The organism is Psychrobacter sp. NG254 (genome assembly GCF_015277735.1).
Taxonomy (GTDB): domain Bacteria; phylum Pseudomonadota; class Gammaproteobacteria; order Pseudomonadales; family Moraxellaceae; genus Psychrobacter.
On record NZ_JADHDA010000001.1, the window covers coordinates 58,567 to 83,236 of the forward strand.

The following is a 24,670-nucleotide window of genomic DNA, read 5'->3' on the forward strand; positions in this document are numbered from 1 at the left end:
TAAATGAATAATAAATCCATCAAGCCTTATGAGCGTGTCCAACTTTTTTCCGGAGGTGGCTCGCGTTTTGGCTATTATTTAGGTAGCTATGCGGCATTAGTTGCGCATGATTTGACGCCAGATATGATCATTGGTACTTGCGGCGGGAGCTTATCCGCTTATCTGGTCAACCTAGCTCCTGACCCTAAGGACTTGCAAGCGCTGATGTGCAGCCGCGAGTTGTATCGTGTCATTGCTGCAATCAGACATGTCTCGCCAGATGAAGCCAATAGGCGTGTAAAAATACGTTATATGACTCATGCAGTCAAACGTTGGCGGTTATCAAAGCAGCGAGATAATGGACAAAGTCAGCAGCAAGCAGACAGCTACGAGCGACTATTAGACGAGTTACAGCAGTTGGCGATGTTTCGTATCGATAATGAGGAGCAATGGCTCGATGAGCTATCTAGCTTTGCATCTAGCGAAAATGGCAGTAGCCAGCCTAATGCTAGCACCCCTGAGATAGCCATCATTGCCAGTCGCCTTTATCAAGCGCCTATTGATGGTTTATATAATGAACAATTAAAGCTACAAGAATTGTTATTTGCACCGCCACGCTTTGAGCATTTTGTATCAAGTCTGACTGACGGGGAAATGAGATCACCTGCGCACGCCTTTGCCAGTGAGCGGATACATCAGGCGATAGAGATACGGACTCAATGGGATTTTGCACCAGTGGTTCGTGCCTCTATGGCAGACATGTACTATCTGCCGCCCACGCATATTGCAGAGCTTGGCTGGTGCTTAGGTGGGGTCATTAATCTCACACCGATTGAGCTAGCCTGTCAGTTGGGTGATAGCGTATTTGCGGAGACTAAGGCAGGTTATGACTCATGGCTAGCTGCTCCCGCGATTCAGCGGGTTTTTGGTTTTGATCCTAATGAGCGATTGTCAGCCGTACACGGTTATCAACCGATGGAAGTAACGTCGCACACTAATACTGCTAGCAACAACCATCAGCTACATTGGTTACCGTTTGCCGATAATGAACAGCAGTTAGCAGGTCAAAATGTGCAAAAGCGTTTTAATCTAAAGCAAATGACCGTCGAGCTGATACACGCTGATTATGATGGTTTTGTGCAGCAAATGCAGGCGCAATGGCAATATGGTTACCAGCGCACGGCCGACTATATACAGCAGCATAGTTTATGAAGACTCACGCAGAAGATACCGCCGAAAACCATACGCCGCATATTATTATCGTCGGTGGTACAAGCGGGATTGGTTTGGCACTGGCTGTTCATCATCACCAGCTTGGCTGGCAGGTGAGCGTTGTTGGTAGTAACGTTGCAAAGATAGAAAGCATCAACAGCCAATATCCGACTCTTAAGACTTATGCTTGTGATTTGACTGATGACACGCAAATAAAAAATCTACTACAGACATTGTCCAGTGTTCGCTTTGACAGGCTGATTTATAGTGCGGGTAGTTATTTAAATGAGCGTGTCCAACATCTGAACCAAGCTGACAGTGATAAAATGTTAGCGATTAACTTGCAGGCATTTGAGCAGGTTTTTAGATGGGCAAGTGAGCAGTTAAAGCAGCAACATCAGTCACTGGACTTTGCCAAAGACTGTAGACCAAGCCTCATCTGTATCGCCTCTATCGCTGGCACGATGGATTATCCGTATGCCAGCCTTTATGCGAAAAGTAAGCGTGCGATGATTGCGACTGCTAGCGCTTATCGATTGGCGCTTGACCCTTATGATATTCAAGTGACGTGCATTGCCTCAGGATATATTGACACCCAAGCATTGCATGATTTGAATGATGGTGATGCCAGTCACAAACCATTTATCATGAGTGTGCAGATGGCTGTGGTAGAGGTTATGCAGGCGATTGATAATGACGTAGAACTAGCGATATTTCCACGATCTATGCGCTATATCACTCGGACGCTAAACCACTTACCCAAGCCATTACTCAATTGGATATTACGCAGTAAGCTGGATAAGCCTTCTTAACCAAGCATTGTCTTAATCAAAAATGGGCCGCTCATCCAAATTGCCAATAGAGTAGGGTGAATACTGGTACTCCAATCAGTAAACTATCTACCCGATCTAATACGCCGCCATGTCCAGCCAGCATCGTACCGGTGTCTTTTACCCCATGTTGGCGTTTGAACGCAGACTCTAATAAATCCCCCGCGATACCACTCACGGCTAAACTGTAGGCTGCTAGCAAACAAACTAACCAGCTAAAAGGTGTGAGCCATAATCCTAACGAAGAAGCCAATATAGCTGCAAGTAAACTACCAAAGACCGCGCCTTCAATGCTTTTATTTGGGCTGATGGTTGGTGCTAAACCTCGTTTAAACCATTTATGACCCAGTAATCGTCCGCATAAATATTGGGCAATATCGTTGAACTGGCTAGCGAATAGTACAAACAGTAACACGCCGTACTGCTCACGTTGCCACGTTAATTGCTGCAAGGCGATAAGGCTAATAATCAGTAAAATAAAGGCAGTGCTAAAGACGATATCTAATGCATTTAAATGTGCAGATGCACTGATAGGGGTTGAGATAGGTACTGAAATAGCTGCTGAATGTTTCTCATGAGTGCTGGTGATTGGTTGTAATCCACGCGCTTGGAGCTTACGGATGAGCCATGCCTTGCCATTTAAGCACCATAAGCGTTTGAGCTCGTAGCCGCCGCGTAGCCCGATTAAAATAAAAAAGGCAATGAGTAGCCACTGATAAGGATAAGACTGATCGTACTGACTAGGGTTCTCTAGCTTAGCGATACTGTAGCAAAGACATAGCGCAACCAGCATAAACCACCAAGAGCGTGCAATCAGATAAATCTTAGGCAAGCGAGTACGTAGACGAGGGATAACCAGTATGCCCCAAACCAAACTTACTACCATCATAAGTCCGATAACAAACAGCGTATCAGTAGACATGTTTTAGCACTCAATCAATAGATGGCGTGTAAAGCCTCCTTATAATAATAGCTTAAATGCTACTTTAACCCTAGTGTCAGACATTATCCATGACAGGTATAGAGTCTGTTTTGGTACTCATAGTATGACTGATGGACGCAAGCGGATAGCGTTTGGGCGGCGCAATGATGCTGGTCAACGCTACTTCGTCTAAATTGGGGTAGTCGAGTCGATAATGGCCGCCACGACTCTCAAGGCGCTGATAAGCAGATTGAACGATCAATGTTGCCAGTTGCAATTGTTTTGACAATTGATGTTGCGCTAATTGATTTTGGTCTAATGTAGTATTAGCCAATGGATAGTTTACCAATTGAATATTGCCAAGTTCGTTTTCATCAGAAATATTGTCATCACTCATATCAAGTGGATACCGCTCCATATCTGCAAGCTGCGCTTGCCACTGCTGAATTTGGGTCAGGGCTTGCTCTAATTGTTGGGCACTACGTGTGATGCCCATATTGGCGGTCATGAGTGATTTTAAAGCGTTGATGATTGCGGTGATATCAGTGTCTGAATGAAGCGCCCTATTTGCTGTGTCATGCAGATGCGTTGATGCTATCGTCAACGGCAGGACAATAGGTTGCGTATCTATTAATACTGGCGATGACCACAGGTCAGTGGTTGGCTGCTCAAACGCATCATAGGGTGCGTTATCCAGTTTAACTATTTTGTCTAAATAATGTGGCAAGTGGCTAGCAATATTACGGCCAACCACCACACATTCTAATAAAGAGTTACTTGCCAAACGATTGGCGCCGTGCAGACCTGTATATGCCACTTCACCTGCTGCGTATAGCCCTTGTACATCGGTCAAGCCATCGGTAGAGGCGACCACGCCGCCACAACTATAATGCGCTGTCGGGGCAACGGGGATAGGGTCGGTGGTAATATCGATACCTAGTGGCAATAAGGTTTGATAAATTTGCGGGAAATGCTGCTGCAAAAAGTCTGCTGACAAGTGGCTGACATCAAGATGTACATAGCCCATGCCATTTTTTGAAATTTGCTCTGCTATCGCACGTGCGACGATATCTCGCGGTGCCAACTCTGCGCGCGCATCAACCTCTAGCATAAAGCGCTTGCCTGTCTGCGGGCAATACAGCCGTCCACCCTCACCGCGAAGTGCTTCAGAGATTAAAAAACTGCTGTCATCTAAGGCTAGACCTGTCGGGTGAAATTGCACAAACTCCAAGTTTGCCAGACGGCAGCCGGCTTGCCATGCCATCATCACACCATCACCCACGCACACATTAGGCGCGCTGGCACGTTTAAACAATTGCCCTAAGCCGCCACTCGCGAGTACGACGGCCCGACTATAAACCGTAAACTGACGTTGGTTGTCATGATCGAAAACAGTGGCACCGTAGCATTTTTTATGGTCAGTATTGTCAGAGTTATTTATATCTGACTCACCAATAGCACCGATATTAGGGCGTGTTAATAACGATAAGGCTTCATGATAAGGCAAGATGGTAATGTTAGCAGCGGCCTGCACTTTTACCGTTAAGGCTTCCATCACATGTCGCCCAGTCGCATCATCTGCATGCGCCACACGGCGACAGCCATGTCCACCTTCTTTGGTTAAATGTAGCTCACTAGTGCTTAGGGCAGTGGCTGCTACTGGTAGAGCGTGTGGCTGAGTATCATTAGGGCTGTGTGCCATTTGAGTGAAGGGAACGCCTTGCTCACATAGCCACTGAACCGCCTGTTGCCCTGCACTCAATATATCAGCAGTGTTCGCCGCATCACACAAACCTGCACCAGCGATGAGCGTATCAGACACATGGTCGGTTACGCTGTCAGTTTTATCTAAACTGGCGGCAATACCGCCCTGCGCATAGTGGCTCGAACAGACATCGAGCGCGGCTTTGCTTAAAATAGTAATGTTCAGCGACTTTGGTAAGGATAGCGCGGTACTCAAGCCTGCCAGACCAGCCCCAATAATAAGAACGTCAGTCTTTACAATATTGCTCATATCACTGCTACTCCTGTTATTTTCATAGGAAATAGTACTGGTCTCATAAGCTGATGGCGACTGACTCATGCTAGGCTGCCCCAACGTTAGCGAACAGCGCACGGTCTTTTACGATATCGCCACTGGCAGCGACTCGTTGCTTTTGTGCTTCGGCAAAATCAAGCATACGTTGCAAAGGTTTTCTAGCTGCTGCTGCCAGTTCAGGTGTCATCAGTACTTCACCGCTACTATGAGTTAGGCACTGCTCAATCCCTTTTAGACCATTCATCGCCATCCAAGGGCAGAACGCGCAGCTCTTGCAACTTGCGCTCTCACCAGCAGTTGGTGCGGCCAAAAACCTTTTATTTGGTGAGCGTTTTTGCATCTCATGCAAGATACCCAAATCAGTGGCGACGATAAAGGTATCAGCATCCATCTCATAAGTGGACTGGAGTAGTTTACTGGTTGAACCGACCACATCAGCAAGGGCAACCACGCTATCAGGTGATTCTGGATGTACCAACACTTTAGCATTGGGGTGCTCTTCTTTTAATTGCATCAGTTCAGTGGCTTTAAATTCGTTGTGCACCAGGCAAGAGCCTTGCCACAGCAGCATATCTGCGCCAGTCTCAGCAGCAATATATTTACCCAAATGACGGTCAGGGCCCCAAATGATCGGCTCACCTTGCGCATGTAGATGACGGACGATTTCGATACCGACAGACGATGTCACCACCCAATCAGCTCTTGCTTTCACTGCTGCGCTAGTATTGGCATAGACGACAACCGTACGCTCAGGATGGGCATCGCAGAATGCAGAAAATTCATCAGCAGGGCAGCCCAGATCCAGCGAACATTCCGCTTCCAAATCTGGCATGAGTACGGTTTTTTCCATGCTCAAGATTTTGGCCGACTCGCCCATAAAGCGCACACCAGCGACCACCAAGGTTTGGGCGCTATGGGCTTGTCCAAAACGTGCCATCTCAAGTGAGTCACCGACACAGCCACCTGTCGCCAATGCTAAGTCTTGGATAAAAGGATCAACGTAATAGTGTGCGACTAATACAGCATTGTTATCTTTCAATAATTTTTTAATGTTTTCTTCGACCACAAGGCGTTCAGCACGAGGCAAATCTGCTGGCATCTTAGCTTTGGCATATTCGATGTTCATCTGAGTAGCGATGCGATTGTCCGTGCTCATGATGGGTGCGTCGTAAGGATAAGTTTTCATAATGGCAGCCTCTGTTGGTGCGATAACGATAAATGTGTGTGCTAAAAACAAGATAATTAGCGATAAGAAATTGATTAGTTATATTAATTATGCTCATTTTGAGCATAAATACAAGTGTTTTTTGTATACTTGTCGATTTAGCGTATCTAGTTTTAGCCTTTCTAATGAGAGATAAAACCAAGCGATATTAATTTCGTCAGTTTTATTTATTCATCTAATTTGTTATTTATCCATCGATTTTGATGTTGTATGCTTACAACGACAGGCTATGATAGTTGTAGATTCACGCTATACTAGGGCGTACGTTAGCTATCAAGACTGATGGCTTTTTCATGACATTTCAAAGAGAAAGAGGATAATACCCAAAGCCATGACGTTGTCTTATTCACATGCGCACCAGCAAGGTAGCGGCACGACAGAGGTGGTCGCAGTGTTGGTGGCTATCACAGATCATATCGCTCGTGTCCTGACCGTTGACCAAGGCAAGCTATTGCCAAATGGACCACTTATGCCGCTACATCGCTCGCTGCAGGCAGGCGTACGTCAATGGGTAGAGGAGCAAACGCAGCAGCCGCTTGGATATTTGGAGCAGTTGTATACCTTTGTCGATACCAATAGACGTAATATCGACGGTCATGCGCTGGTGTATGTTAGCTATCTGGGTTTGGTACAAGAGACACAAACGCAAGAGCTCCAAAGCAAAGCGCTATGGCGAGATTGGTACGATTACTTCCCTTGGGAAAACCACCTAGATGGTATGCCTAGCATCATTATGGACTTCATCGTGCCTGTGCTCTTAGAATGGGCTGATACTGCCAAAGACTCGATTATTCGACAGCGTCGACGTCAGCGTATTGGATTATGCTGGGGATTGAGTGAGTCATTTTTGGCAGGTGGCGAGTTCACAGATACTGAATCGGCGAGTGACAACGCTCATGACAGCAGAGAGTGGATTGCAGAGCATGTACTGCTACGCTATGAAATGCTTTATGAAGCAGGATTGATACCTGAAGCACCTAATTATCCGCCCAATTATCAAGCGGTTGTCTTGCCAGATGACTGGTCACAGCGTATAGGCATACCGATGTATTATGATCATCGCCGCGTGATTGCCACTGCTATTTCAAGGCTGCGTGCTAAGATTGAATATCGACCGCTTATCTTTGGTTTGATGCCGGACGTTTTTACTTTATCGCAGTTGCAGCAGAGTGTTGAGGCATTATCAGGCATACGTTTACACAAACAGAATTTTCGCCGCTTGCTTGATTCGCAAAATCTAGTGATGGAGACGGGAGAGAGTAGTAATGCCCAGCGCGGTCGACCCGCCAAGCTATATTGCTTTCGCCATGATATCGAGCTACAAAGCCTATTGATGGATAGTAAGCTTCCTAAACGTAAATAGTTAATAAAATTTGGTCAATTTCACATCTAAATCTACTGGTTAAATAAAAAATTTGTCACCTTTCCTTGCGGGGTAGCCAACTTTACGCTATATTTATGCTCATTTTGAGTTTAAATATTCAGAAGTTTCTATCCATATCATGCCTATATGAGGGTCAAAGATGACAATTGAAAAAGAGCCAGCATTGGATGAAGTATTACTTAAACCCTTGGTTGAAAATGCGCTAACTGAAGATTTGGGCAGACGCGGTGATGTAACTTCACAAGCCACTATCCCAGCTGATATGCAAGCGCAGCTACAGATTAAGGCGAGGCAAGCAGGCGTGATATGCGGTATGGATTTGGCGCGTTTGTCTTTTGCTTTGGTCGATGCGCAAATTGAGTTTGTAGTGCAAGTACAGGATGGGGAAACAGTCGTCGCTGGTACAGTATTGGCCACCGTTCGTGGTAATGCGCGTCACTTGTTGACAGCAGAGCGTACAGCATTGAATTTCATGACGCATCTCAGTGGTATTGCGACAGCGACACGTCAAATTGTCGATAGCGTGGCGCAATATCCTGCGCAAATTACTTGTACGCGTAAGACCATCCCAGGCTTGCGTATTGTGCAAAAATACGCTGTACGCTGCGGCGGTGGCCGCAATCATCGCTTAGGGTTGGATGATGCGATTTTAATTAAAGACAATCATATTGCCATTGCCGGTGATATAAAGACCGCTATTCAACAAGCCCAAGATTTTGCTGGGCATCTGATTCCGATTGAAGTCGAAGTAGATACTTTAGAGCAATTAGAGCAAGCATTAGATGCGGGCGTGAACTTGGTACTGCTAGACAATATGTCGCCAGAAACCCTATCGCAAGCGGTTGCTATGTGCAAAGGTCGGGCAAAGACCGAAGCATCAGGTGGTATTACGCCTGAAACGGTACAGGCAGCTGCAAGTACAGGGGTTGACTTTATCGCGATGGGGTATTTGACGCACAGCACTACTGCCTTGGATATTGGTCTGGATTTTAGTGCGTAAAATAAGTGTTACTAAACGCTTAATGCATTCTGATTGGTAGGCCTTTCATAATAGAAGTGGTTATTGATTTTGTGAGTCGTAATTTTGCGAGTGAGCAATCTATTTACCAATAATAGGGTTCTATATAGACAGATTTTTCGCCAAGATGATGTAAGAGAGTAACTAGCCAAAGTTAATGATTTTATTAGCTTATATGCCTATGTTACAATGTAAGCTACAATGCCGTTTTTAACTGTCTATTGGGTCATCGTTGCACTCGCACGATGGCCTTATCTTTTTGCACAAGTGGTATCAATAAACAAGCGAGCGCTCAGTGAACACTGAAATTATCAAGATAATCTTAGCCTTTATGGTATTGATCAACCCATTTAGTGCATTGACGTTATTTTTGGACTTGACTCGCGGCTATTCGATGAACAATCGACGTAAAGTCGCGCGCGTTGCTTGTCTGACCATTTTTATCACCATCAGCTTTTTTACGCTTGCAGGTGAGACGCTCCTAAAAACCCTTGGTATTTCTATTGGGTCGTTTCAATTGGCGGGCGGTATATTGGTGTTTCTGATTGCATTGAATATGATGAATGGTGACGGTAACCCCGTAAAGCCTGATCAAGAAAATTTCGATGTTGATCATGTGAAGGATGCACCAGTTTCGATGGCTGCTGCCGTTGTACCACTTGCGATACCAATGATGATTGGACCTGGCGGCATCTCTACGGTTATCATTTATTCATCACAAGTCTCAGGCGTTTTGCAGGTATCTGCTATCTTGATTGCTGGCTTATTCATCAGTCTATTTTGTTATTTGGCATTGATGGCTGCAGGTCGTATCAGCCGTTTATTGGGTGATACTGGCCTGAATATTATGAGTCGAATCATGGGTATGCTATTAGCTGCCGTATCTATCGAAATTATCGTTAATGGCCTACGCACGCTGTTCCCTGCTTTGGTATAACGGTTTTATCTGTTAAGCCATAAAAAATTGATTGCTATCACAAGCACCTGATATAAAAAGTAAAAAGCCAAATATGTCTAAACATATTTGGCTTTTTTTTGCGCGGTACATTCAGCTACTATAGTCGTTCAATATAATTTGGATACAAGAAAGGCGAGTAAAAGTAATACAAGTCGTAGACTAAGCGAGACTGACACCGTATCTAATTTATAGAGGATTGACTATATTAACTATGATATAAGTGCCACGCCAAGTACAGCATTAATATACCCACTAACCCATCAAGTATGTTCCATGCTTTTGGCTTCGCAAATAGAGGTCTAAGCAAGCGTGCGCCATAACCCAAGGCAAAAAAGAAACAGAATGACGCACTGACGGCACCCACACCAAATGCCAGTTTGCTACTAGCACCTGTTGAAACCATGCCAACGAGTACCAATGTATCTAGATAGACGTGCGGGTTGAGCCATGTAAAGCCAAAACATAGCAATAGTGCTTTTTTTAAGCTAGTAACGGCCTGACCATCGACGGTCAATGCATGTGATCGTTTGATACTGGCATACAAACTTTGCAGACCATAAACCAGCAAAAATAGTGCGCCTGCCAATCTCGCGATATCTACTGCATGTGGATAACGAGCTGTCACCGCGCCAAAGCCCGCCACGCCTGCTGAGATTAATAATGCATCGCTAACAGCACAGAATAAGCAGATAAAAAAGATATGTTCACGTTTGATGCCTTGTTTTAGCACAAAGGCGTTTTGTGATCCAATTGCTAAGATAAGCGATAGCCCAAGCAAAAAGCCGGAGATATAATCGGTTGTGTTCATAGTAAAGTGCTTATCATTTTGAAGAGTAGGAATATTGACACTTTGCTTACTGGCAGTGCCAAAAAAAGCTGTTAAGATAAGCCATCAAGTGAGTAAGTGCAATAGCAATAAAAGTGAATAGGCGAGGAGCAGAGCAAGTCATGGTCATGAGTTTGACAAGAATGCTACAGTCATTTGGCCAAGCGCCCGATGACCTGCCAACACAAGCGGCTAAGAACGCTCGGGAAATGGGTGCCAGTCAAGAGATAGAGTCGGTCGCTAATGATAGTAATAGTGCTAGTGTCTCTAATGAGGGCAAAAAAGCTAACCATAAGCCTTCTGTGCTGACGCCGCCCGAGCGTGCCAATCGTATTTGTGATGCCTTGGCACAAGTGAGTGATATTCGAACGCCCACGCCTTTGACCGATCGCTATTTGTCCAATCGTGCCCAAATGCGCCCGACCAATAGACCTCCTTTTGACCCCGATACTTTATGGTATCTCAAACATGGATGCTGTCCGATTATGACTGAGCTTGTTGATGTGGTCGACGAAGCCACCCTAAATGCCATGCCCATTGAGGCTGTTGCGATATTAGACCGAATCAATGGTAAGCTGAAGCGCTACCGTGAATGGAGCAGCGAGCTCAACGAACAGCAACAGCAGCAACATAATGAGCGTCAGTTCGTCATCGACAAGCTGGTGTCTGAGAGTATTCCAGAAGCACTACATCATTATGAACAACTACAGCGCTTCAGCCCCCATCGTACCAAAAACAATATGGTCCAAGGTAAGATGACGGCAGGAGATATGTTGACCGATTTGTTTCTTGAGATAGATTATGAGCTTGATGAGTTGCTAGATGAGCTGCATCAAACGGTGATGAATCGTCTGGCCTCCACACACCGTTATGTCAAAAGCCGTACGCAAAGCTAGCGCTCTTTTTAAAAGAGAATGATCATCTATAAACACAATGCACAACAATATAGGGCTTTAATAAAGCCTTATTTTTTTGTTTAATAAAAGCATGACCAATCAATATAATTGGCTACGTTCAAATCGCTTTGCTTAAAGTATGAACCAAAATAATAAAGAATTTGCCAAACCATTCTACCAAGTAATAAGGACAACCTGATGACCCAAGTGACTGCGATGCTCGTGATGTTTATACTATATGGGGTGCTACCAGCCGCTGGGTTATATCTGGGCTATCGTGGCATCAAGAAAGTCACAGCGCCAAAAATGCTCGAATACAAAGCGATGCCGCAATTGGGTTATATCCCTGAAAAGAGCCTACCAGTGGAGGTCAAAACAGCGCTAGACCAAATCAATGAAAAAGGCGAGAAGCTGCGTGTTATTTATGGCGATACCAATAATGATGGCAAAATTGATGATAAAGATACCATTACCGAAACTTATATTATGATTCAAAACTTAATGGACAGGCATGTACCACTCGCCGTTGCAGACTATCGCCGCTTGCATGACTTAGATGTGGGGGATGGTGCGCTCGCTGATACGACCAAAATCAAGCACTCTAACGTCACGGGTAAAGAGGCGCTATTAGATGTACTAAGCACGATTAATACTCAGTTCGATGAGTTGCTGAATGCCTCCTATCATCAGGATGGTCAAAAGTTGCTAGTAACCAATCGATATCTACAATCCCGCTTTGATAATCCTACTGGTAATACAGAGCTTCAAAAGCTTGATCACAATGTCAGTAGTGCCAATAGTGATGTGAGCAGTGATGTAAATATTCAGGCGATTGAAAGTCCAACTGGTACAAATGTGAGTGCTGAGGATATTAAACTATAGATGCAGAGTTTTGTGATTAAAGGACAAAATGAAGAGTAAGCATATATGAGCATCTTAATAGGCATTGGCATTGTAACGACAGTTACTACCTTTTATCTGGGTAAGAAAGGCTGGCAAGCTTTCCATAAAGCTGTTGGTATTACGCCAGGTGTGCTCGTCTATCAGAATGATAATGCACCATTATCATTCTCTACTGTAAAGTGGCAGCAACTAAATTTGCATAAGAAACATCTGCAAAATCTGCCAGAGCAGCAACTGCGGCAATTAAAACGTATCGATGAAAAAGTGAATCATTATCAAGCGTATCAAACAGCGCTACAAGCTCAGCATAATACGCCTGCCATAACAGAACAACAATTTGTACTAAACAAGATGCTGCATACTCGGTTGCCAGAAATGTTAGCCAGTCATCACCATCTAGTAAATGTGAATAGAAATATTCACAAAAGGAGTGGCGACAATGTGAGTACTGACAGTGTAGGCAATGACAATAAAGCGGAAGCTAATGAGTTATTACAGAGCGTTTTAAACAATATTGAGCAGCGTTTAGATAAGTTGCTGGCGCAAATGGATACGCAGCAGTTGCAGGAATTGCGAGTAATGAAAAGCTATATCAATAGTCACGATAGCTAAGTCTACATCGTCAGAATTACAACGACTTGCTATAAATGACATAAAAAAAGCTGCCAATGATTATTCATCACTGGCAGCTTTTTTATGTTTACGCTAAACCTATCAAAGATTTAGAATAATGTTAAACCAACTTAACTAGCGTTTATCGTTGCGGTCACGAGTGTTACGTGTACCACGACTGGCAGGGCTAGCACTGCTCTTAGGTTTTGCGCTGCTGTTGCGATTGTCGCTACCACTGCGGCTATCGCTACGACTGTCAGTAGCACGACGCGCTTTAAGCGGCTTGCTTCTGATACGTTCTTGCTTCTCTTTCGCTGCGCCATGCAGACCCGTACCATAACGAGGACGCAAGCTCACAAGATCAGTCAAAGTATTGATGTCTTTTCTGTCGAGTTCTAAGAAACGACCAGTACGTAACTCTTTTGGTAGGGCAATCGTACCGTAGCGCGTGCGTAGTAGACGGCTAACTTTCAGGCCTTGTGACTCAAATAAGCGGCGTACTTCACGGTTACGGCCTTCTTTCAGCTGGACGTGATACCATTTATTGACGCCTTCACCGCCACCGTCTTTGATATCTTCAAACTTTGCAAGACCGTCTTCTAGCATGACACCAGCCGTTAATGCACGGGCAATCTCAGGTGTCACTTCACCCAATACACGTACCGCATATTCACGAGTGACTTCACCAGAGGGATGCATTAAGCGATGCGCCATTTCACCATCATTGGTAAACAGTAACAGACCCGTTGAATTAATATCCAAGCGACCAACCATCACCCAGCGGTCATGAGTCAGCTTCGGTAAACGCTCAAAAACGGTTGGACGGCCTTCTGGATCTTTAGCAGAGCAGACTTCGCCTTCAGGCTTGTAGTAAGCGATAACACGGCGACGCTTCTCATTTTCAGAGGTGTATTTAATCTGACGGCCATCAACGCGAATCTCATCGCCTTGTTCGACGCGGTCACCAATGGTCGCAGGTCCGTTATTCACGGTAACGCGACCCGCTTTGATGACTTCTTCCATCTGACGGCGTGAACCCAGTCCCATGCGGGCGAGGGCTTTCTGTAATTTTTCGTCTTTCATAATCATAACCTTGAGTCGGTGGGTTTACATTTCTCAATGTAAAAAAATTGGATTGACTATTCTACGCTATTTTGACGACTTTAGCACGTAAACCAATAGCTTATAATCATGAGTATTTATAGCAAGATGAATAATAATAGATAGAAGTCTAGTTTAGTGAATTGCAGTAGGTAAAAAGCGTATTAATAAGTTGTTTTCTAGCACATTTATTTTTAACGAATAATTACAATAAATTGTCTAATCAAGGTCAGTTTTTGTAAACAAATATCTATTGAAGAAATTTCATTTACAGGGTATTGGTCAACCTCCACACAATGATTTGAATACTTAAATAGCGCAGTATATGATCGATTTTTTATGATAAATTATTTTTTATCTGATATTAAAACCATTGAAAATAAAAGGATACAAGGTATCTGTGTATACAATTCACGATCTGTTATATATGAATTTATAAATATTGCGTTGCTCATAGTTTGGGTGTATATTTGATGTATAGATTCATTTTTATGAATGTATTTAGTGCAACATAGTGTGCTGCTTTGATTCACAAATATAAATATGAGTAACTGTTATGGTTTATAAATATTTCATTTTTGTACACAGACGTCTTTTAATAATGAGCTTAACTTGCTTGTTTATTATGGGATTGCTTACAGGTTGCACGATAACTTCAGGACTTCAGTCAGGAGCTTTACCTGAATCTGGCACTTTTACAGCGGAGAATGGCTTACAGTTTCATATTCAGCCTTTAAGTCTGGCAACTTTACCACGTACAGTGGTAGCTACTCCGACTCAAGACCTTTATAACCTAATAAAAACCTCTGGGCGAGTCAGCTATGGCATCGCAAAAGGGGACATACTCAATATTATCCTCACCAACTATCCAGATATCAATGCTTCTACTACTAGCCTAACCGTTGATCAACAGGGATTTGTACAGTTCCCACTGATAGGACGTATTCAAGCCAGTGGGATGAGCGTGCCACAATTTACCGCGGCGCTACAAAGTAAGCTTCAGCGTTATCTTAAATTCTCAGACCCTCAGGTCAAAATTATCAATTATCGTGGCAGCAAGTTTTTTGTAGATGGGGCAGTGAAGCAGTCCGGAGAGTTTGCTATTGCAGATGTGCCGATCTCAGTATATGGGGCTATCTCTATGGCTGGTGGGACGAGTGAGTCTGGAGATTCAAATAATATTGTGCTCAATCGTCAAGGCAGTAGCTATCAATTAGGTATTCAGTCTTTGCAGAAAATGGGCCTATCCGCCAATCAGATATATCTACGAGATGGCGATGCTATCCATGTTAATAGCCAAAGCCGTAATAAAGTCTATGTACTTGGGGAGTTTGGCAAGATTGAGCCAGTCGCGATTCCTGAGCAAGGACTGAGCTTAGCGCATGTGCTAGGCGAATCAAATGGATTGAATTCCAATACAGCCAATGCGGCCAAGGTATACATCGTTCGGGATAACCCGCAGTACCAATATACCAATATTTATTATGTCGATATGCAGAGCCTCACAAGTTTGGCATTGGCCAGCCGCTTTGATATGCAAGCCAATGACATCCTCTACGTCGACCCAACAGGTTTGGCACGCTGGAATCGTATTATTAGCGCGATACTGCCTTCAACCTCTGCAATCAACGTAATCTCGGGACTGTAGGCGTCAACTATAAAAGGCATCAACTATAAAAGGCATGAATGATGGGCGCATTTGATAATATCTTGGTTGTTTGCATCGGCAATATCTGCCGTAGCCCAATGGCAGCTGCGCTATTGACAGAGCGTTATTTAGAAAAGTACATTGACTCTGCTGGGTTATCAGCACTAATAGGACACTCTGCAGATAAGGTGGCGATTGAATTAATGGCCACTCACAATATAGACATAAGCTCACATGTGACAAAGCAAATTAGTGATGTGTTGGTTAAAAATGCCGGTTTAATTTTAACGATGTCAATTGAGCAAACTAAGTGGATAGAGAGTCGATGGCCGTACTGCCGAGGCAAAACATTTCGAATCGGTCACTGGTTAGATAAAGATATCATCGATCCTTATCAGTTGGATGCGGCAATATTTGCGGGCAGCAAACAAGACATTGTCGATAGCCTTGAACAATGGAATGACAAAATTAGTGACGCACCGTCAGTCAAAAATTGGACGCTAAGCGAATGCTATTAATCGATCAACATTGAATAATGAGTATATGGTTATGAATAATATGGATTCAAAAGACCTATCAATGCCTACGGGCGAAAAAGACAATGACAACATCGACTTAATGGCTATGGTTTTGGTTTTGTTGCGTGGTTGGAAAATCATCGTGCTTATGGCAGCACTAGGATTTTTGATAGGATTTTTGTATATCCGTTACGTCAACCCGACCTTTAAAGCAGATGCACTGATACAGATTGAAGAAAATACGCAGGGCGTAGAAGCGCTTGGCGAGAATATCTCGGGTTTGGTTAAAGAGGAAACGAGTAAAACGGAGACCGAAGCCGAGCTCATACGCTCTCGCATGATCCTAGAGCCTGTGGTTGATTTATTGCACTTACGTATTCGGCTGACTGATTCTAATATTGGATACATCGATAGAATAAAGAACAATCGCATCGATACTCAGATAAATACACCTGAGGGTGTATCACTTAATACTAGCAATGGTGTAGTACAGATTGATCAATTTGATGTATCACCCGAATATCTGAATCAAGCCTTTACGCTAGAAAAATCTGCAACAGGATTTGTCTTGAGCAATGGCTTTGATGAGTTTAAAGGTCAACTGGGTCAGCCGAATCAGTTTAAAGGATTGGACGGTCAAATTAATATCACTGTGACTGAACTGCCGAGTGATGGCTATCCTATCAATATTACCAAGCAAACCTTAAAGACCACAACAGATGCTATCAATAGCGCATTGTCTGTTGATGAACGAGGGGAGCAAACCAGTATTATCCAATTGTCTATGATAGGTACGAACCAGCAGCAAGTCACCACCATACTCGATCAGATAGTCCAGTCTTACGTGGATCAAAACCAATCCCGTGGCTCTGAAGAGACCACCAAAACCCTTGCTTTTATGGAAACGCAAATTCCCGCATTAAAAGAAAAGCTTGCGACCTCTGAAACATTATTTAATAATTTCCGCAAAAAATACGGCACCATCGATGTGGGCAAAGAGGCAGAACTGCTATTGAATGAAAAGTCTCGAATTGGTGAGCAACTCAATGACCTTAAACTAAAAAAAGCAGATCTGACCACCTACTATACCGAAGAACATCCAATGGTCATTCAGATAAATGAGCAGCTCAAAGTTCTAAATAATCGGACACAAACAATAGACAATACTGTTGTTGGTTTGCCTGAGATTCAGCGAGAATTTTTGAAGTTATCGGAAGATACTGCCCTGAACAGAGAGATCTATCTGACCATGCTCAAAAATTATGAGCAAATGAAAATCGTTGAAGCTGGTCAAATTGGTTATGCACGCATTTTGGATAGACCAACCAGCACCTTTGATGCCATCGCACCGAATAAATTTCAGATCATTATATTGACCATGCTCATAGGTACGATGCTTGGGGTGATATTGGTTCTACTCAAAAATCTTATTCGAAATGTGGTAAAAGATCCAGAACATTTGGAGTCCAAAACAGGGATACCTGTCATTGCGACGATTCCACGTTCACCCTCAATATCTAAGCTTGGTAAAAACAAAAAAATCACCGATCGCATGCTTGCCCATGTGGATCACAACGGTTTAAGTTACGAAGCAATTAAGAGTTTAAGAACAAATCTTATCTTTGGGATGCCGACAGGGGCCGTAGTTGGGCAGTCTGCCAAAGTCATACTGATCACTGGAGAGAGCCCGGGTGTTGGCAAATCTTTTATCACGGCCAATCTAGCAGAGGTGTTTTCTCAGCTCAACAAAAAGATTTTGGTCATTGATGGAGACATGCGTTTAGGAGAGTTGCATAAGATGTTTGGTATGAGCCAGGATGAAGGTCTGGCCGATTATTTACTACAGGATGAAAGTAGCCTTATTCCAGTGAGTGAACATCAGGTTGATAGTGATATCTCTAAATTGAATCTCGAAAGCTTTATCCAATCGACTGGTATGAAGCATATTGATTTTATATCGCGAGGACGGCAGTCACATAACCCCACCTCATTACTGACAGGAGAAAACTTTACTCATCTGATGGCAACATTGAAAAAGCAGTATGACTATATTGTCATTGATGCACCACCAATACTAGCGGCTTCAGATGCCATGGTATTGGGACAACATGCAGATAAGGTACTCCTAGTGACTAAATTCAATCATTCAGTAGAAGGACAACTGGTCTATGCCATCAAACAGATGGGCAAAGCCAATGTAAAAGTAGATGGCATTATTCTCAATGACGTACAGCAAAGCATTATAAATAAGTATAGCTATCATTACCATTATGCTTATGGGCATAACCAGTAATAGAGTGGCGACGGTATCTTCCATAAGCAATATAACTTAAATAGGTGAGTCTTATGTTGATAAAGACAGAGTCTGACAATGCTTATCAAACATCTCACGATTTCGATCGATGGATGAAGCGTACGGCTCTGTATTTATTATCGCTACCACGATTTGTCAAATGTGCCATTTTATTTGGCATTGATTTTATGTTGTCGGTATCTTGCTTATTTTTAGCATTGATATTACGTCAAGGTTATATTGCTCATCATATTAGCCCTACGTTGTTAATTCTGTACGCTTTCATTCCTGTCATAAGCCTTTACTTGATTGGGTTTTATAGAGGGGCTTCTAGAGGGTTTTTTGATGCAGCTATGGGACGTGTACTACAGCTATTTCTATTACTCATTATCGTTTACCAATTCATTATTTATCTGAATCCGTTACCATCGATGCCACGCTCTGCACCCATCATATTTCTATTCATATTTTTTATTTGGTTATGGAACAGCAGATTGATGATAAGGGCACTATTGACACGTTCACAGAGATTGGATGAAACCGCTAATTCAGACAAATGCTGTGAAAACGTGATTATTTATGGTGCGGGGGAAGCGGGTAGAGAGTTAACAGAGAGTTTGAAATACACGCATAAATACAATGTAGTGGCATATATCGATGACAATCATCAGCTGACAGGTGCTTACTTGCATGGCAAAAAAATATATGCTGATCATGCGCTACCGCTATTGATTGCCCAGCTCAATGTCTCACAAGTGATTTTGGCAATGCCCTCTATGGGCCGTGCGCGCAAAAAACAAATCATGGACAGTCTGTCAGGTATCTCTATCAAGATAAAAGACTTACCAAGCCTACGAGAGCTGGCTGATGAGCAAGTAACCGTGAGCCATATACGGCCAGTAGATATATTAGATGTCCTAGAACGAGACGCCGTGGAGCCGGTAGAAGAGCTACTACAAAAAAATATCACAGGTAAAAGCGTCCTGGTGACAGGAGCAGGTGGTTCTATTGGTAGTGAGCTGTGTCGACAGATCATGAAAAATAAACCAGCCTGTTTGGTACTGTATGAGCAGTCTGAATATGCGCTGTATACCATAGACCAAGAGCTTAGAAATCAAAAAATAGAGCATATGGAATACCAAGACATTGACATCATCAGTATCATTGGAAGCGTGAGCAACGAAAAAAAATTGGCTTATATATTCAAAAATAACCATATAAAAACTATTTATCACGCGGCGGCATACAAGCATGTACCTATTGTCGAGTCTAATCCGTTTGAAGGGGCAATTAACAATACCAAAGGCACTTATCACTGCGCTCGTGCGGCGATACAAGCACATGTTGAAACGTTTGTCTTGATTTCTACTGACAAAGCCGTAAGGCCTACCAATGTCATGGGTGCATCCAAACGCTTGGCCGAACTGGTCTGTCAGGGTCTGAGTCAGAGCAATAGCCATACTTGCTTTAGCATGGTGCGTTTTGGCAATGTTTTGGGGTCATCAGGGTCTGTTGTGCCACTTTTTACCAAACAAATTGAGCAGGGTGGTCCTATTACCATTACTCATCCAGAGATTACCCGCTATTTTATGACGATACCAGAAGCGGCAAGCCTTGTGATCCAAGCAGGTGCAATGGCATTTGGTGGTGAGGTATTTGTACTAGATATGGGTGCACCGGTCAAAATTATTGATCTGGCCAAGCGCATGATTCGTCTGACAGGTTGTGAGCTAAAAGATAACAGTAATCCGAATGGTGATATTGAAATTATCTTTACTGGACTGAGACCGGGTGAAAAGCTCTATGAAGAGCTGATCATTGGAGAAGACAATATCGAAGCTACCTTTCATCCGTTAATCATGCAAGCGATGGAGCACAGTTTTCCTTTGGCTGATATCGAAAAAATACTGTTTGAGTTTGTAGAAAGAGCCAAAAACCAAGATGTGGCATGGCTAAAAACACAGTTTAGGTTTTTTGTAGAGGGGTATCAGGAAGGAAATGATACCGAAATTGAAAAGGCGGATGTAGAACCCATGGGTGTGGTTAGTTAACATTTTAAGAAAAATTGACGTAAGTAAACCAATAGAGTGGTTATAAAGTATGCTGCGACTAGCCAAAGAATTATTTGCCTTGTTAACCATAGATCAGCGTCGACGCTATTTGTCTTTGCAGATCATGATGGTTTTCATGGCGTTTATGGAGCTGTTAGGAATTGCTTCTATAGGTCCTTTTATGGCTTTAGTTGCTGACATGCAGCTGCTTGAAACCAACGCGTTTCTTAATAGTATATATGTAGCCAGTGGTGTTAGTACGCACACAGATTTCTTGTTTATAACGGGTCTGTTTGTACTATTGATGCTAGGTTTGGCTTCTGTCCTATCAATGATTACCACATGGCGTTTGTCTTTATTTGCTTATTCTGTTGGTACAGAGATTAGCGATCGTTTGTATCATTATTATTTACGAAAAGATTGGCTTTTTCATGCTAGTGGAAGTAGTGCTCAATTAACCAAGCAAATTGCAACTGAAGCATTAAGAGTGACAAACTTTATTATTTTGCCATTTATACAAATGAATGCTCGCTTGGTATTAGCCGTATTTATCTCGATTAGCATCTTTATTTATAACCCACTGATAGCAACCGTAGGGGTTGTATTATTTGCTAGCGGCTACGTCATCATATATAGAGTAATCCGCAAACGTATTGCCCTCTACGGAGAATATGTCTCTACTACCTCAACAGATCGGTTTAGATTGATGAATGAAGGTTTCGGGGGTATCAAGGATGTACTACTTTACAATCGTAGACATGATTTTGTTCATCAGTTTGAGACGAGTGGAAAGTTATTTGCTCGCGCTCAAGGCGTGAATACGGCATTGAGTCAAGCGCCTCGCTATTTGATGGAGCTATTGGCTTTTGGTGCAATGATTGGTCTGGTCTTAGTTTTATTGACGACGCGTGACGGCAATTTAAGTCAAGTTTTACCTGTATTGACCGTCTATGCCCTTGCAGGGTTTAAGTTATTACCGGCTTTGCAACAGATATATCATAGTGTTGCTACGATTAGAGGTAATACCGCGGCTTTTGATTCTATAAAAGAAGACTTACTGGCTTCATTAGTCATAGAAGATGAGCAAAGTGATACTTCAGATATATTAGACAATCGATCAATTGATCTATCAAAAATTAAGAATATACGACTGAATAGAGTCAGCTTTACATACCCTAATAAAATATTGCCAGCACTAGACAATATCAATATCAATATACCTGTCAACTCTACAGTGGGTTTTGTCGGTGAGTCGGGATCAGGCAAGTCTACAGCCATCGATTTGCTACTCGGTCTTATTTCACCGAATACAGGAGCATTGATGCTTGATAATATCATTATCGATAAACAAAATAGAAAAGCTTGGCAGCAATACATAGGATTCGTACCGCAAAGTATATTTTTGAGTGAAGGCAGTATCACTGAAAACGTCGCTTTTGGCATATGCCATGATGATATTGATTTAGCAAAAGTCAAACAAGCGGTGAAGCTTGCTCACCTTGAGTCGCTGGTTGAGAGCTTGACTGAAGGTTTAGACACGAAAGTTGGGGAACGAGGGGTTCAACTATCAGGAGGTCAGCGACAGCGTATTGGTATAGCCAGAGCACTATACAATCAAGCTGATGTGTTGGTGTTTGATGAAGCAACAAGTGCCTTAGACGGTATTACTGAAAAAGTCATAATGGATGCTATTGAAGAACTCAGTGGACAAAAAACCATCGTAATGATAGCTCACCGATTGAAAACAGTAAAAAACTGCGATGTCATCTATCTTATGAAGCAAGGCAGAATAGTGGAGCAAGGGACGTACCAACAGCTTATAGATAACAATCCCATGTTTAAAAAAATGGCTGAGTTCTCATAATGAATGCATTATAAGTGTATGAGAAAATTCGTATCGCTTCACAAAGTTTTTAGCAGTAACAGACAGGGATCATAGATTTTTAACTTTTAGACAATTTATGCGTGAGGTGCTAATCATGACCGCATTTGAGAGCCCATTAGTCAGTATCATTGTACCTGTCTACAACGTTGCGCTGTATCTTGATGAGTGTTTGAACTCTATTAAAATGCAAACGTATCAGAACCTTGAAATAATCGTAGTAGAGGATTGCTCAACTGACCATTCTATACAGGTGTTACAACCTTATCTAAAAGACAGGCGCATCAAATTCATTAAAAACGTCAAAAATCTAGGCCTGTCAGCTACCCGTAATAAGGGGATTGATTTGGCTACCGGTGTATACATAATGTTTGTCGATTCTGACGACATCATAGATTTAAGCTTAGTAAAGACCTGTGTCGATTGTGCGACAACAACCAAAGCAGATTTAATCACGTATGGCCATGCACAATTTAGTGACACTCCTGAAACTGTAAAGCAGCCTTGCTCTCCATCTGATTTAGAACTAATAAGCTATAAACAAGGAAATGAGTATTTCAATCTAGACCATTATTGTTGGGCAAATTTCATTCGATTCAGTGTGTTAAAACATTCGAATATCCGTTTCCCAATAGGGTTTTATTATGAGGATGGCCCTTTTCATTGGCATTTAGGTCTTGAGATAAAAAATAGATATTATTTACCAAAAAAAATGTATTTATATCGAAAGCATAGTAAGTCTATTAGTGCACTGAGTAGCGAAAATGGTCGAAAGTTATTAGATGCTTTTACGCTGGAACTAGAGATAATCGCACTTGTAAAGCGTTACAGACGAGATGAATTGAAAAATGTACTGTCAAGGCGCCTTATAGATTTTAACTTTTATAATCTCCTTTATATCGATGATGCATTTTTAGCATCTGCATTGATTAAAGTAAAAGTAGTTGAGAGCTCAATGCGAGAAAATGATTATGAGCAGGTCTTTAATTACCGAAGTATTACAGTTTTATTCTTAACTCTAGTACCTAACTATATATCCTTACCTTTTCTAAGATTGATCCGAATAATTCTGCATAAGATATTTAAACCTACTCGTAAACTAATCCGTAATGCTTTCAAATACTTTTCGTCTAATAACGAAAGTGATGTAACTTATCAGGATGTATAGCATGAAAAAAATATGCTTTATTGCAGGTAATCTTAATAATTCTGGCGGCACAGAAAGAGTGACTAGTGTGGTAGCCAATGAATTGGTTGAAAAAAATTATGATGTTTCAATATTGAGCCTGGTAGATGGTAACGAGCCTTTTTTCACTTTAAATAAAAATATTCAAATTTACTCGTTATATCCTCAGAAAATATCTTTTAAAAAGAATTTTCTACCCACGATTTGGAAGATACGTAAATTTATCAAAGAACACCAAATCGATAGGGTTATTGTTGTTGATAGTAACTCATGCCTATTTACAGTACCTGCATTGTTTGGGCTAGATATAGAGCATATCTGCTGGGAACATTTTAACTTTAATAATGATTTAGGGCGATATAGTAGAAGAGTGGGACGTCAATTAGCAGCGCGATACTGTGATGCCGTGGTTACGTTGACAGAGAGAGATAAGCAGTACTGGTTAAGAGGTACATCGCATAAATCGCAAATAATAGCGATAGCTAATCCTTGTCCTTTTCCACCTCAAACCGATAGCAAAATAAATGGCAGCAATACGGTCTTGACTGTTGGCGAGCTCACAAAAGTAAAAGGATTTGATTTATTGCTCGAAGCTTGGGTTCAAGTAAATAGCACTATGCCGAATTGGAAGCTGGTCATTGTTGGTGAAGGCGAAGATAGGAAAAAGCTAACAAGTTTTATCAACGATCATAACTTGGTAGATAGTGTTGATTTAGTGGGACGTACTTCTGATGTGAGCAAGTATTATGAAAAAGCCGATATATTTTGCTTGAGCTCTCGCTTTGAAGGTTTTCCTATGGTTTTGCTTGAAACATTGGCGTTTGGTTTGCCTGTTGTGAGTTTTGACTGTGATACAGGACCTGCAGAGATATTAGAAGATACAGGTTCTATCCTAGTGCCTAGAAGCAATATAAGCCAGCTTGCTTCATCTTTAATTGATTTGATGAAGGATGAGCCAGCTCGAGAATCAATCAGTTTAAAAGCTAAAGAGAAGTGCGAAAATTATCAGCCAGAGAATATAATAAATCAGTGGATTGAATTATTGGAAAGGTGAAATTAAGTTATGCTAATATTTTAAATTTGATATATATTGGTAGTGACGTTATAGTTTTTAATTAATTTTAAAAAATTGATTATATCTTTAATAAATATATTTAGTAGTGTTGATGTGATTTTAGTTATATTGGA

20 protein-coding genes are annotated in these 24,670 nt (G+C 42.3%); 15 read left to right on the plus strand and 5 right to left on the minus strand.

Annotated features, from left to right (window positions below; translation table 11 throughout):
• Window positions 1–3: 3 nt before the first annotated feature.
• Window positions 4–1,191, plus strand: a complete 1,188-nt coding sequence (locus tag IP510_RS00235; RefSeq protein ID WP_194362807.1) for a patatin-like phospholipase family protein — start codon at window positions 4–6, stop codon at window positions 1,189–1,191.
• The gene (locus IP510_RS00240) at window positions 1,188–2,003 is read left to right on the plus strand and encodes an SDR family NAD(P)-dependent oxidoreductase (RefSeq protein ID WP_194362808.1); all 816 of its coding nucleotides are present in this window, start codon (window positions 1,188–1,190) and stop codon (window positions 2,001–2,003) included. Before IP510_RS00235 ends, IP510_RS00240 begins: the two co-directional genes overlap by 4 nt.
• Before the next feature lie 31 nt (window positions 2,004–2,034).
• Here the strand turns inward: IP510_RS00240 and IP510_RS00245 are convergent, their stop codons facing one another.
• The 3 genes from IP510_RS00245 to nadA all read right to left on the minus strand — a co-directional run bounded on the left by IP510_RS00245 (window position 2,035) and on the right by nadA (window position 6,167).
• Window positions 2,035–2,943 carry a phosphatidate cytidylyltransferase gene (locus IP510_RS00245; protein ID WP_194362809.1) on the minus strand — a complete coding sequence of 303 codons (909 nt, stop codon included), beginning with the start codon at window positions 2,941–2,943 and terminating at the stop codon, window positions 2,035–2,037.
• A 76-nt stretch (window positions 2,944–3,019) separates the two neighbouring features.
• Window positions 3,020–4,957: an L-aspartate oxidase gene (gene nadB, locus IP510_RS00250; protein ID WP_194362810.1), complete on the minus strand. Its 1,938-nt coding sequence runs from the start codon at window positions 4,955–4,957 to the stop codon at window positions 3,020–3,022.
• 70 nt (window positions 4,958–5,027) lie between these two features.
• Window positions 5,028–6,167: a quinolinate synthase NadA gene (gene nadA / locus IP510_RS00255; protein WP_194362811.1), complete on the minus strand. Its 1,140-nt coding sequence runs from the start codon at window positions 6,165–6,167 to the stop codon at window positions 5,028–5,030.
• Between the two features lie 370 nt (window positions 6,168–6,537).
• Between nadA and IP510_RS00260 the strand changes: the two genes are divergently transcribed.
• The 3 genes from IP510_RS00260 to IP510_RS00270 all read left to right on the plus strand — a co-directional run bounded on the left by IP510_RS00260 (window position 6,538) and on the right by IP510_RS00270 (window position 9,545).
• Window positions 6,538–7,569, plus strand: coding sequence for an NUDIX hydrolase (locus IP510_RS00260; protein WP_194362812.1), 1,032 nt, complete (start codon window positions 6,538–6,540; stop codon window positions 7,567–7,569).
• Window positions 7,570–7,729: 160 nt separating this feature from the next.
• Window positions 7,730–8,590 carry a carboxylating nicotinate-nucleotide diphosphorylase gene (nadC, locus tag IP510_RS00265; protein WP_194362813.1) on the plus strand — a complete coding sequence of 287 codons (861 nt, stop codon included), beginning with the start codon at window positions 7,730–7,732 and terminating at the stop codon, window positions 8,588–8,590.
• Between the two features lie 313 nt (window positions 8,591–8,903).
• Entirely contained in the window at window positions 8,904–9,545 is a 642-nt protein-coding gene (locus IP510_RS00270) for a MarC family protein (protein WP_194362814.1), read from the plus strand.
• A 226-nt stretch (window positions 9,546–9,771) separates the two neighbouring features.
• Here IP510_RS00270 and IP510_RS00275 read toward each other — a convergent pair whose 3' ends face one another.
• Window positions 9,772–10,374, minus strand: coding sequence for a LysE/ArgO family amino acid transporter (locus IP510_RS00275; protein ID WP_194362815.1), 603 nt, complete (start codon window positions 10,372–10,374; stop codon window positions 9,772–9,774).
• A 146-nt stretch (window positions 10,375–10,520) separates the two neighbouring features.
• Between IP510_RS00275 and IP510_RS00280 the strand changes: the two genes are divergently transcribed.
• From IP510_RS00280 to IP510_RS00290, 3 genes are all read left to right on the plus strand, one after another.
• Window positions 10,521–11,288: a hypothetical protein gene (locus tag IP510_RS00280; RefSeq protein WP_227669394.1), complete on the plus strand. Its 768-nt coding sequence runs from the start codon at window positions 10,521–10,523 to the stop codon at window positions 11,286–11,288.
• Window positions 11,289–11,486: 198 nt separating this feature from the next.
• Window positions 11,487–12,170, plus strand: a complete 684-nt coding sequence (locus tag IP510_RS00285) for a hypothetical protein (protein WP_194362816.1) — start codon at window positions 11,487–11,489, stop codon at window positions 12,168–12,170.
• A 45-nt stretch (window positions 12,171–12,215) separates the two neighbouring features.
• Window positions 12,216–12,803: a hypothetical protein gene (locus IP510_RS00290; protein WP_194362817.1), complete on the plus strand. Its 588-nt coding sequence runs from the start codon at window positions 12,216–12,218 to the stop codon at window positions 12,801–12,803.
• Between the two features lie 135 nt (window positions 12,804–12,938).
• Here the strand turns inward: IP510_RS00290 and rluB are convergent, their stop codons facing one another.
• On the minus strand, window positions 12,939–13,886 hold the full coding sequence (gene rluB / locus IP510_RS00295; protein ID WP_194362818.1) for a 23S rRNA pseudouridine(2605) synthase RluB: 948 nt from the start codon (window positions 13,884–13,886) through the stop codon (window positions 12,939–12,941).
• Between the two features lie 619 nt (window positions 13,887–14,505).
• On the opposite strand from rluB, the gene IP510_RS00300 reads away from it, so the two are divergent.
• The 7 genes from IP510_RS00300 (at window position 14,506) to IP510_RS00330 (ending at window position 24,536) form a co-directional block, all read left to right on the plus strand.
• Window positions 14,506–15,552: a polysaccharide biosynthesis/export family protein gene (locus IP510_RS00300; protein ID WP_227669395.1), complete on the plus strand. Its 1,047-nt coding sequence runs from the start codon at window positions 14,506–14,508 to the stop codon at window positions 15,550–15,552.
• A 41-nt stretch (window positions 15,553–15,593) separates the two neighbouring features.
• Window positions 15,594–16,070, plus strand: a complete 477-nt coding sequence (locus IP510_RS00305) for a low molecular weight protein-tyrosine-phosphatase (protein ID WP_194362820.1) — start codon at window positions 15,594–15,596, stop codon at window positions 16,068–16,070.
• A gap of 31 nt (window positions 16,071–16,101) precedes the next feature.
• On the plus strand, window positions 16,102–18,363 hold the full coding sequence (locus IP510_RS00310) for a polysaccharide biosynthesis tyrosine autokinase (protein ID WP_227669396.1): 2,262 nt from the start codon (window positions 16,102–16,104) through the stop codon (window positions 18,361–18,363).
• Between the two features lie 53 nt (window positions 18,364–18,416).
• Window positions 18,417–20,414 carry a polysaccharide biosynthesis protein gene (locus tag IP510_RS00315; protein WP_194362822.1) on the plus strand — a complete coding sequence of 666 codons (1,998 nt, stop codon included), beginning with the start codon at window positions 18,417–18,419 and terminating at the stop codon, window positions 20,412–20,414.
• A 181-nt stretch (window positions 20,415–20,595) separates the two neighbouring features.
• A complete protein-coding gene (locus tag IP510_RS00320) occupies window positions 20,596–22,278 on the plus strand; it encodes an ABC transporter ATP-binding protein (RefSeq protein ID WP_265087545.1) in 1,683 nt (560 codons plus the stop codon).
• Between the two features lie 115 nt (window positions 22,279–22,393).
• Window positions 22,394–23,464, plus strand: coding sequence for a glycosyltransferase family 2 protein (locus tag IP510_RS00325; protein ID WP_194362824.1), 1,071 nt, complete (start codon window positions 22,394–22,396; stop codon window positions 23,462–23,464).
• 1 nt (window position 23,465) lies between these two features.
• Complete coding sequence (locus IP510_RS00330; RefSeq protein ID WP_194362825.1) at window positions 23,466–24,536, plus strand: glycosyltransferase family 4 protein; 1,071 nt, start codon at window positions 23,466–23,468, stop codon at window positions 24,534–24,536.
• The last annotated feature ends 134 nt before the right edge of the window (window positions 24,537–24,670 follow it).

Coding starts and splice junctions, on each gene's coding strand:
- IP510_RS00235 (WP_194362807.1), top strand. CDS start 4: ATGAATAATAAATCCATCAAGCCTTATGAGCGTGTCCAACTTTTTTCC.
- IP510_RS00240 (WP_194362808.1), top strand. CDS start 1,188: ATGAAGACTCACGCAGAAGATACCGCCGAAAACCATACGCCGCATATT.
- IP510_RS00245 (WP_194362809.1), bottom strand. CDS start 2,943: ATGTCTACTGATACGCTGTTTGTTATCGGACTTATGATGGTAGTAAGT.
- nadB (WP_194362810.1), bottom strand. CDS start 4,957: ATGAGCAATATTGTAAAGACTGACGTTCTTATTATTGGGGCTGGTCTG.
- nadA (WP_194362811.1), bottom strand. CDS start 6,167: ATGAAAACTTATCCTTACGACGCACCCATCATGAGCACGGACAATCGC.
- IP510_RS00260 (WP_194362812.1), top strand. CDS start 6,538: ATGACGTTGTCTTATTCACATGCGCACCAGCAAGGTAGCGGCACGACA.
- nadC (WP_194362813.1), top strand. CDS start 7,730: ATGACAATTGAAAAAGAGCCAGCATTGGATGAAGTATTACTTAAACCC.
- IP510_RS00275 (WP_194362815.1), bottom strand. CDS start 10,374: ATGAACACAACCGATTATATCTCCGGCTTTTTGCTTGGGCTATCGCTT.
- IP510_RS00280 (WP_227669394.1), top strand. CDS start 10,521: ATGAGTTTGACAAGAATGCTACAGTCATTTGGCCAAGCGCCCGATGAC.
- IP510_RS00285 (WP_194362816.1), top strand. CDS start 11,487: ATGACCCAAGTGACTGCGATGCTCGTGATGTTTATACTATATGGGGTG.
- IP510_RS00290 (WP_194362817.1), top strand. CDS start 12,216: ATGAGCATCTTAATAGGCATTGGCATTGTAACGACAGTTACTACCTTT.
- rluB (WP_194362818.1), bottom strand. CDS start 13,886: ATGAAAGACGAAAAATTACAGAAAGCCCTCGCCCGCATGGGACTGGGT.
- IP510_RS00300 (WP_227669395.1), top strand. CDS start 14,506: ATGAGCTTAACTTGCTTGTTTATTATGGGATTGCTTACAGGTTGCACG.
- IP510_RS00305 (WP_194362820.1), top strand. CDS start 15,594: ATGGGCGCATTTGATAATATCTTGGTTGTTTGCATCGGCAATATCTGC.
- IP510_RS00310 (WP_227669396.1), top strand. CDS start 16,102: ATGAATAATATGGATTCAAAAGACCTATCAATGCCTACGGGCGAAAAA.
- IP510_RS00315 (WP_194362822.1), top strand. CDS start 18,417: ATGTTGATAAAGACAGAGTCTGACAATGCTTATCAAACATCTCACGAT.
- IP510_RS00320 (WP_265087545.1), top strand. CDS start 20,596: ATGGCTTTAGTTGCTGACATGCAGCTGCTTGAAACCAACGCGTTTCTT.
- IP510_RS00325 (WP_194362824.1), top strand. CDS start 22,394: ATGACCGCATTTGAGAGCCCATTAGTCAGTATCATTGTACCTGTCTAC.
- IP510_RS00330 (WP_194362825.1), top strand. CDS start 23,466: ATGAAAAAAATATGCTTTATTGCAGGTAATCTTAATAATTCTGGCGGC.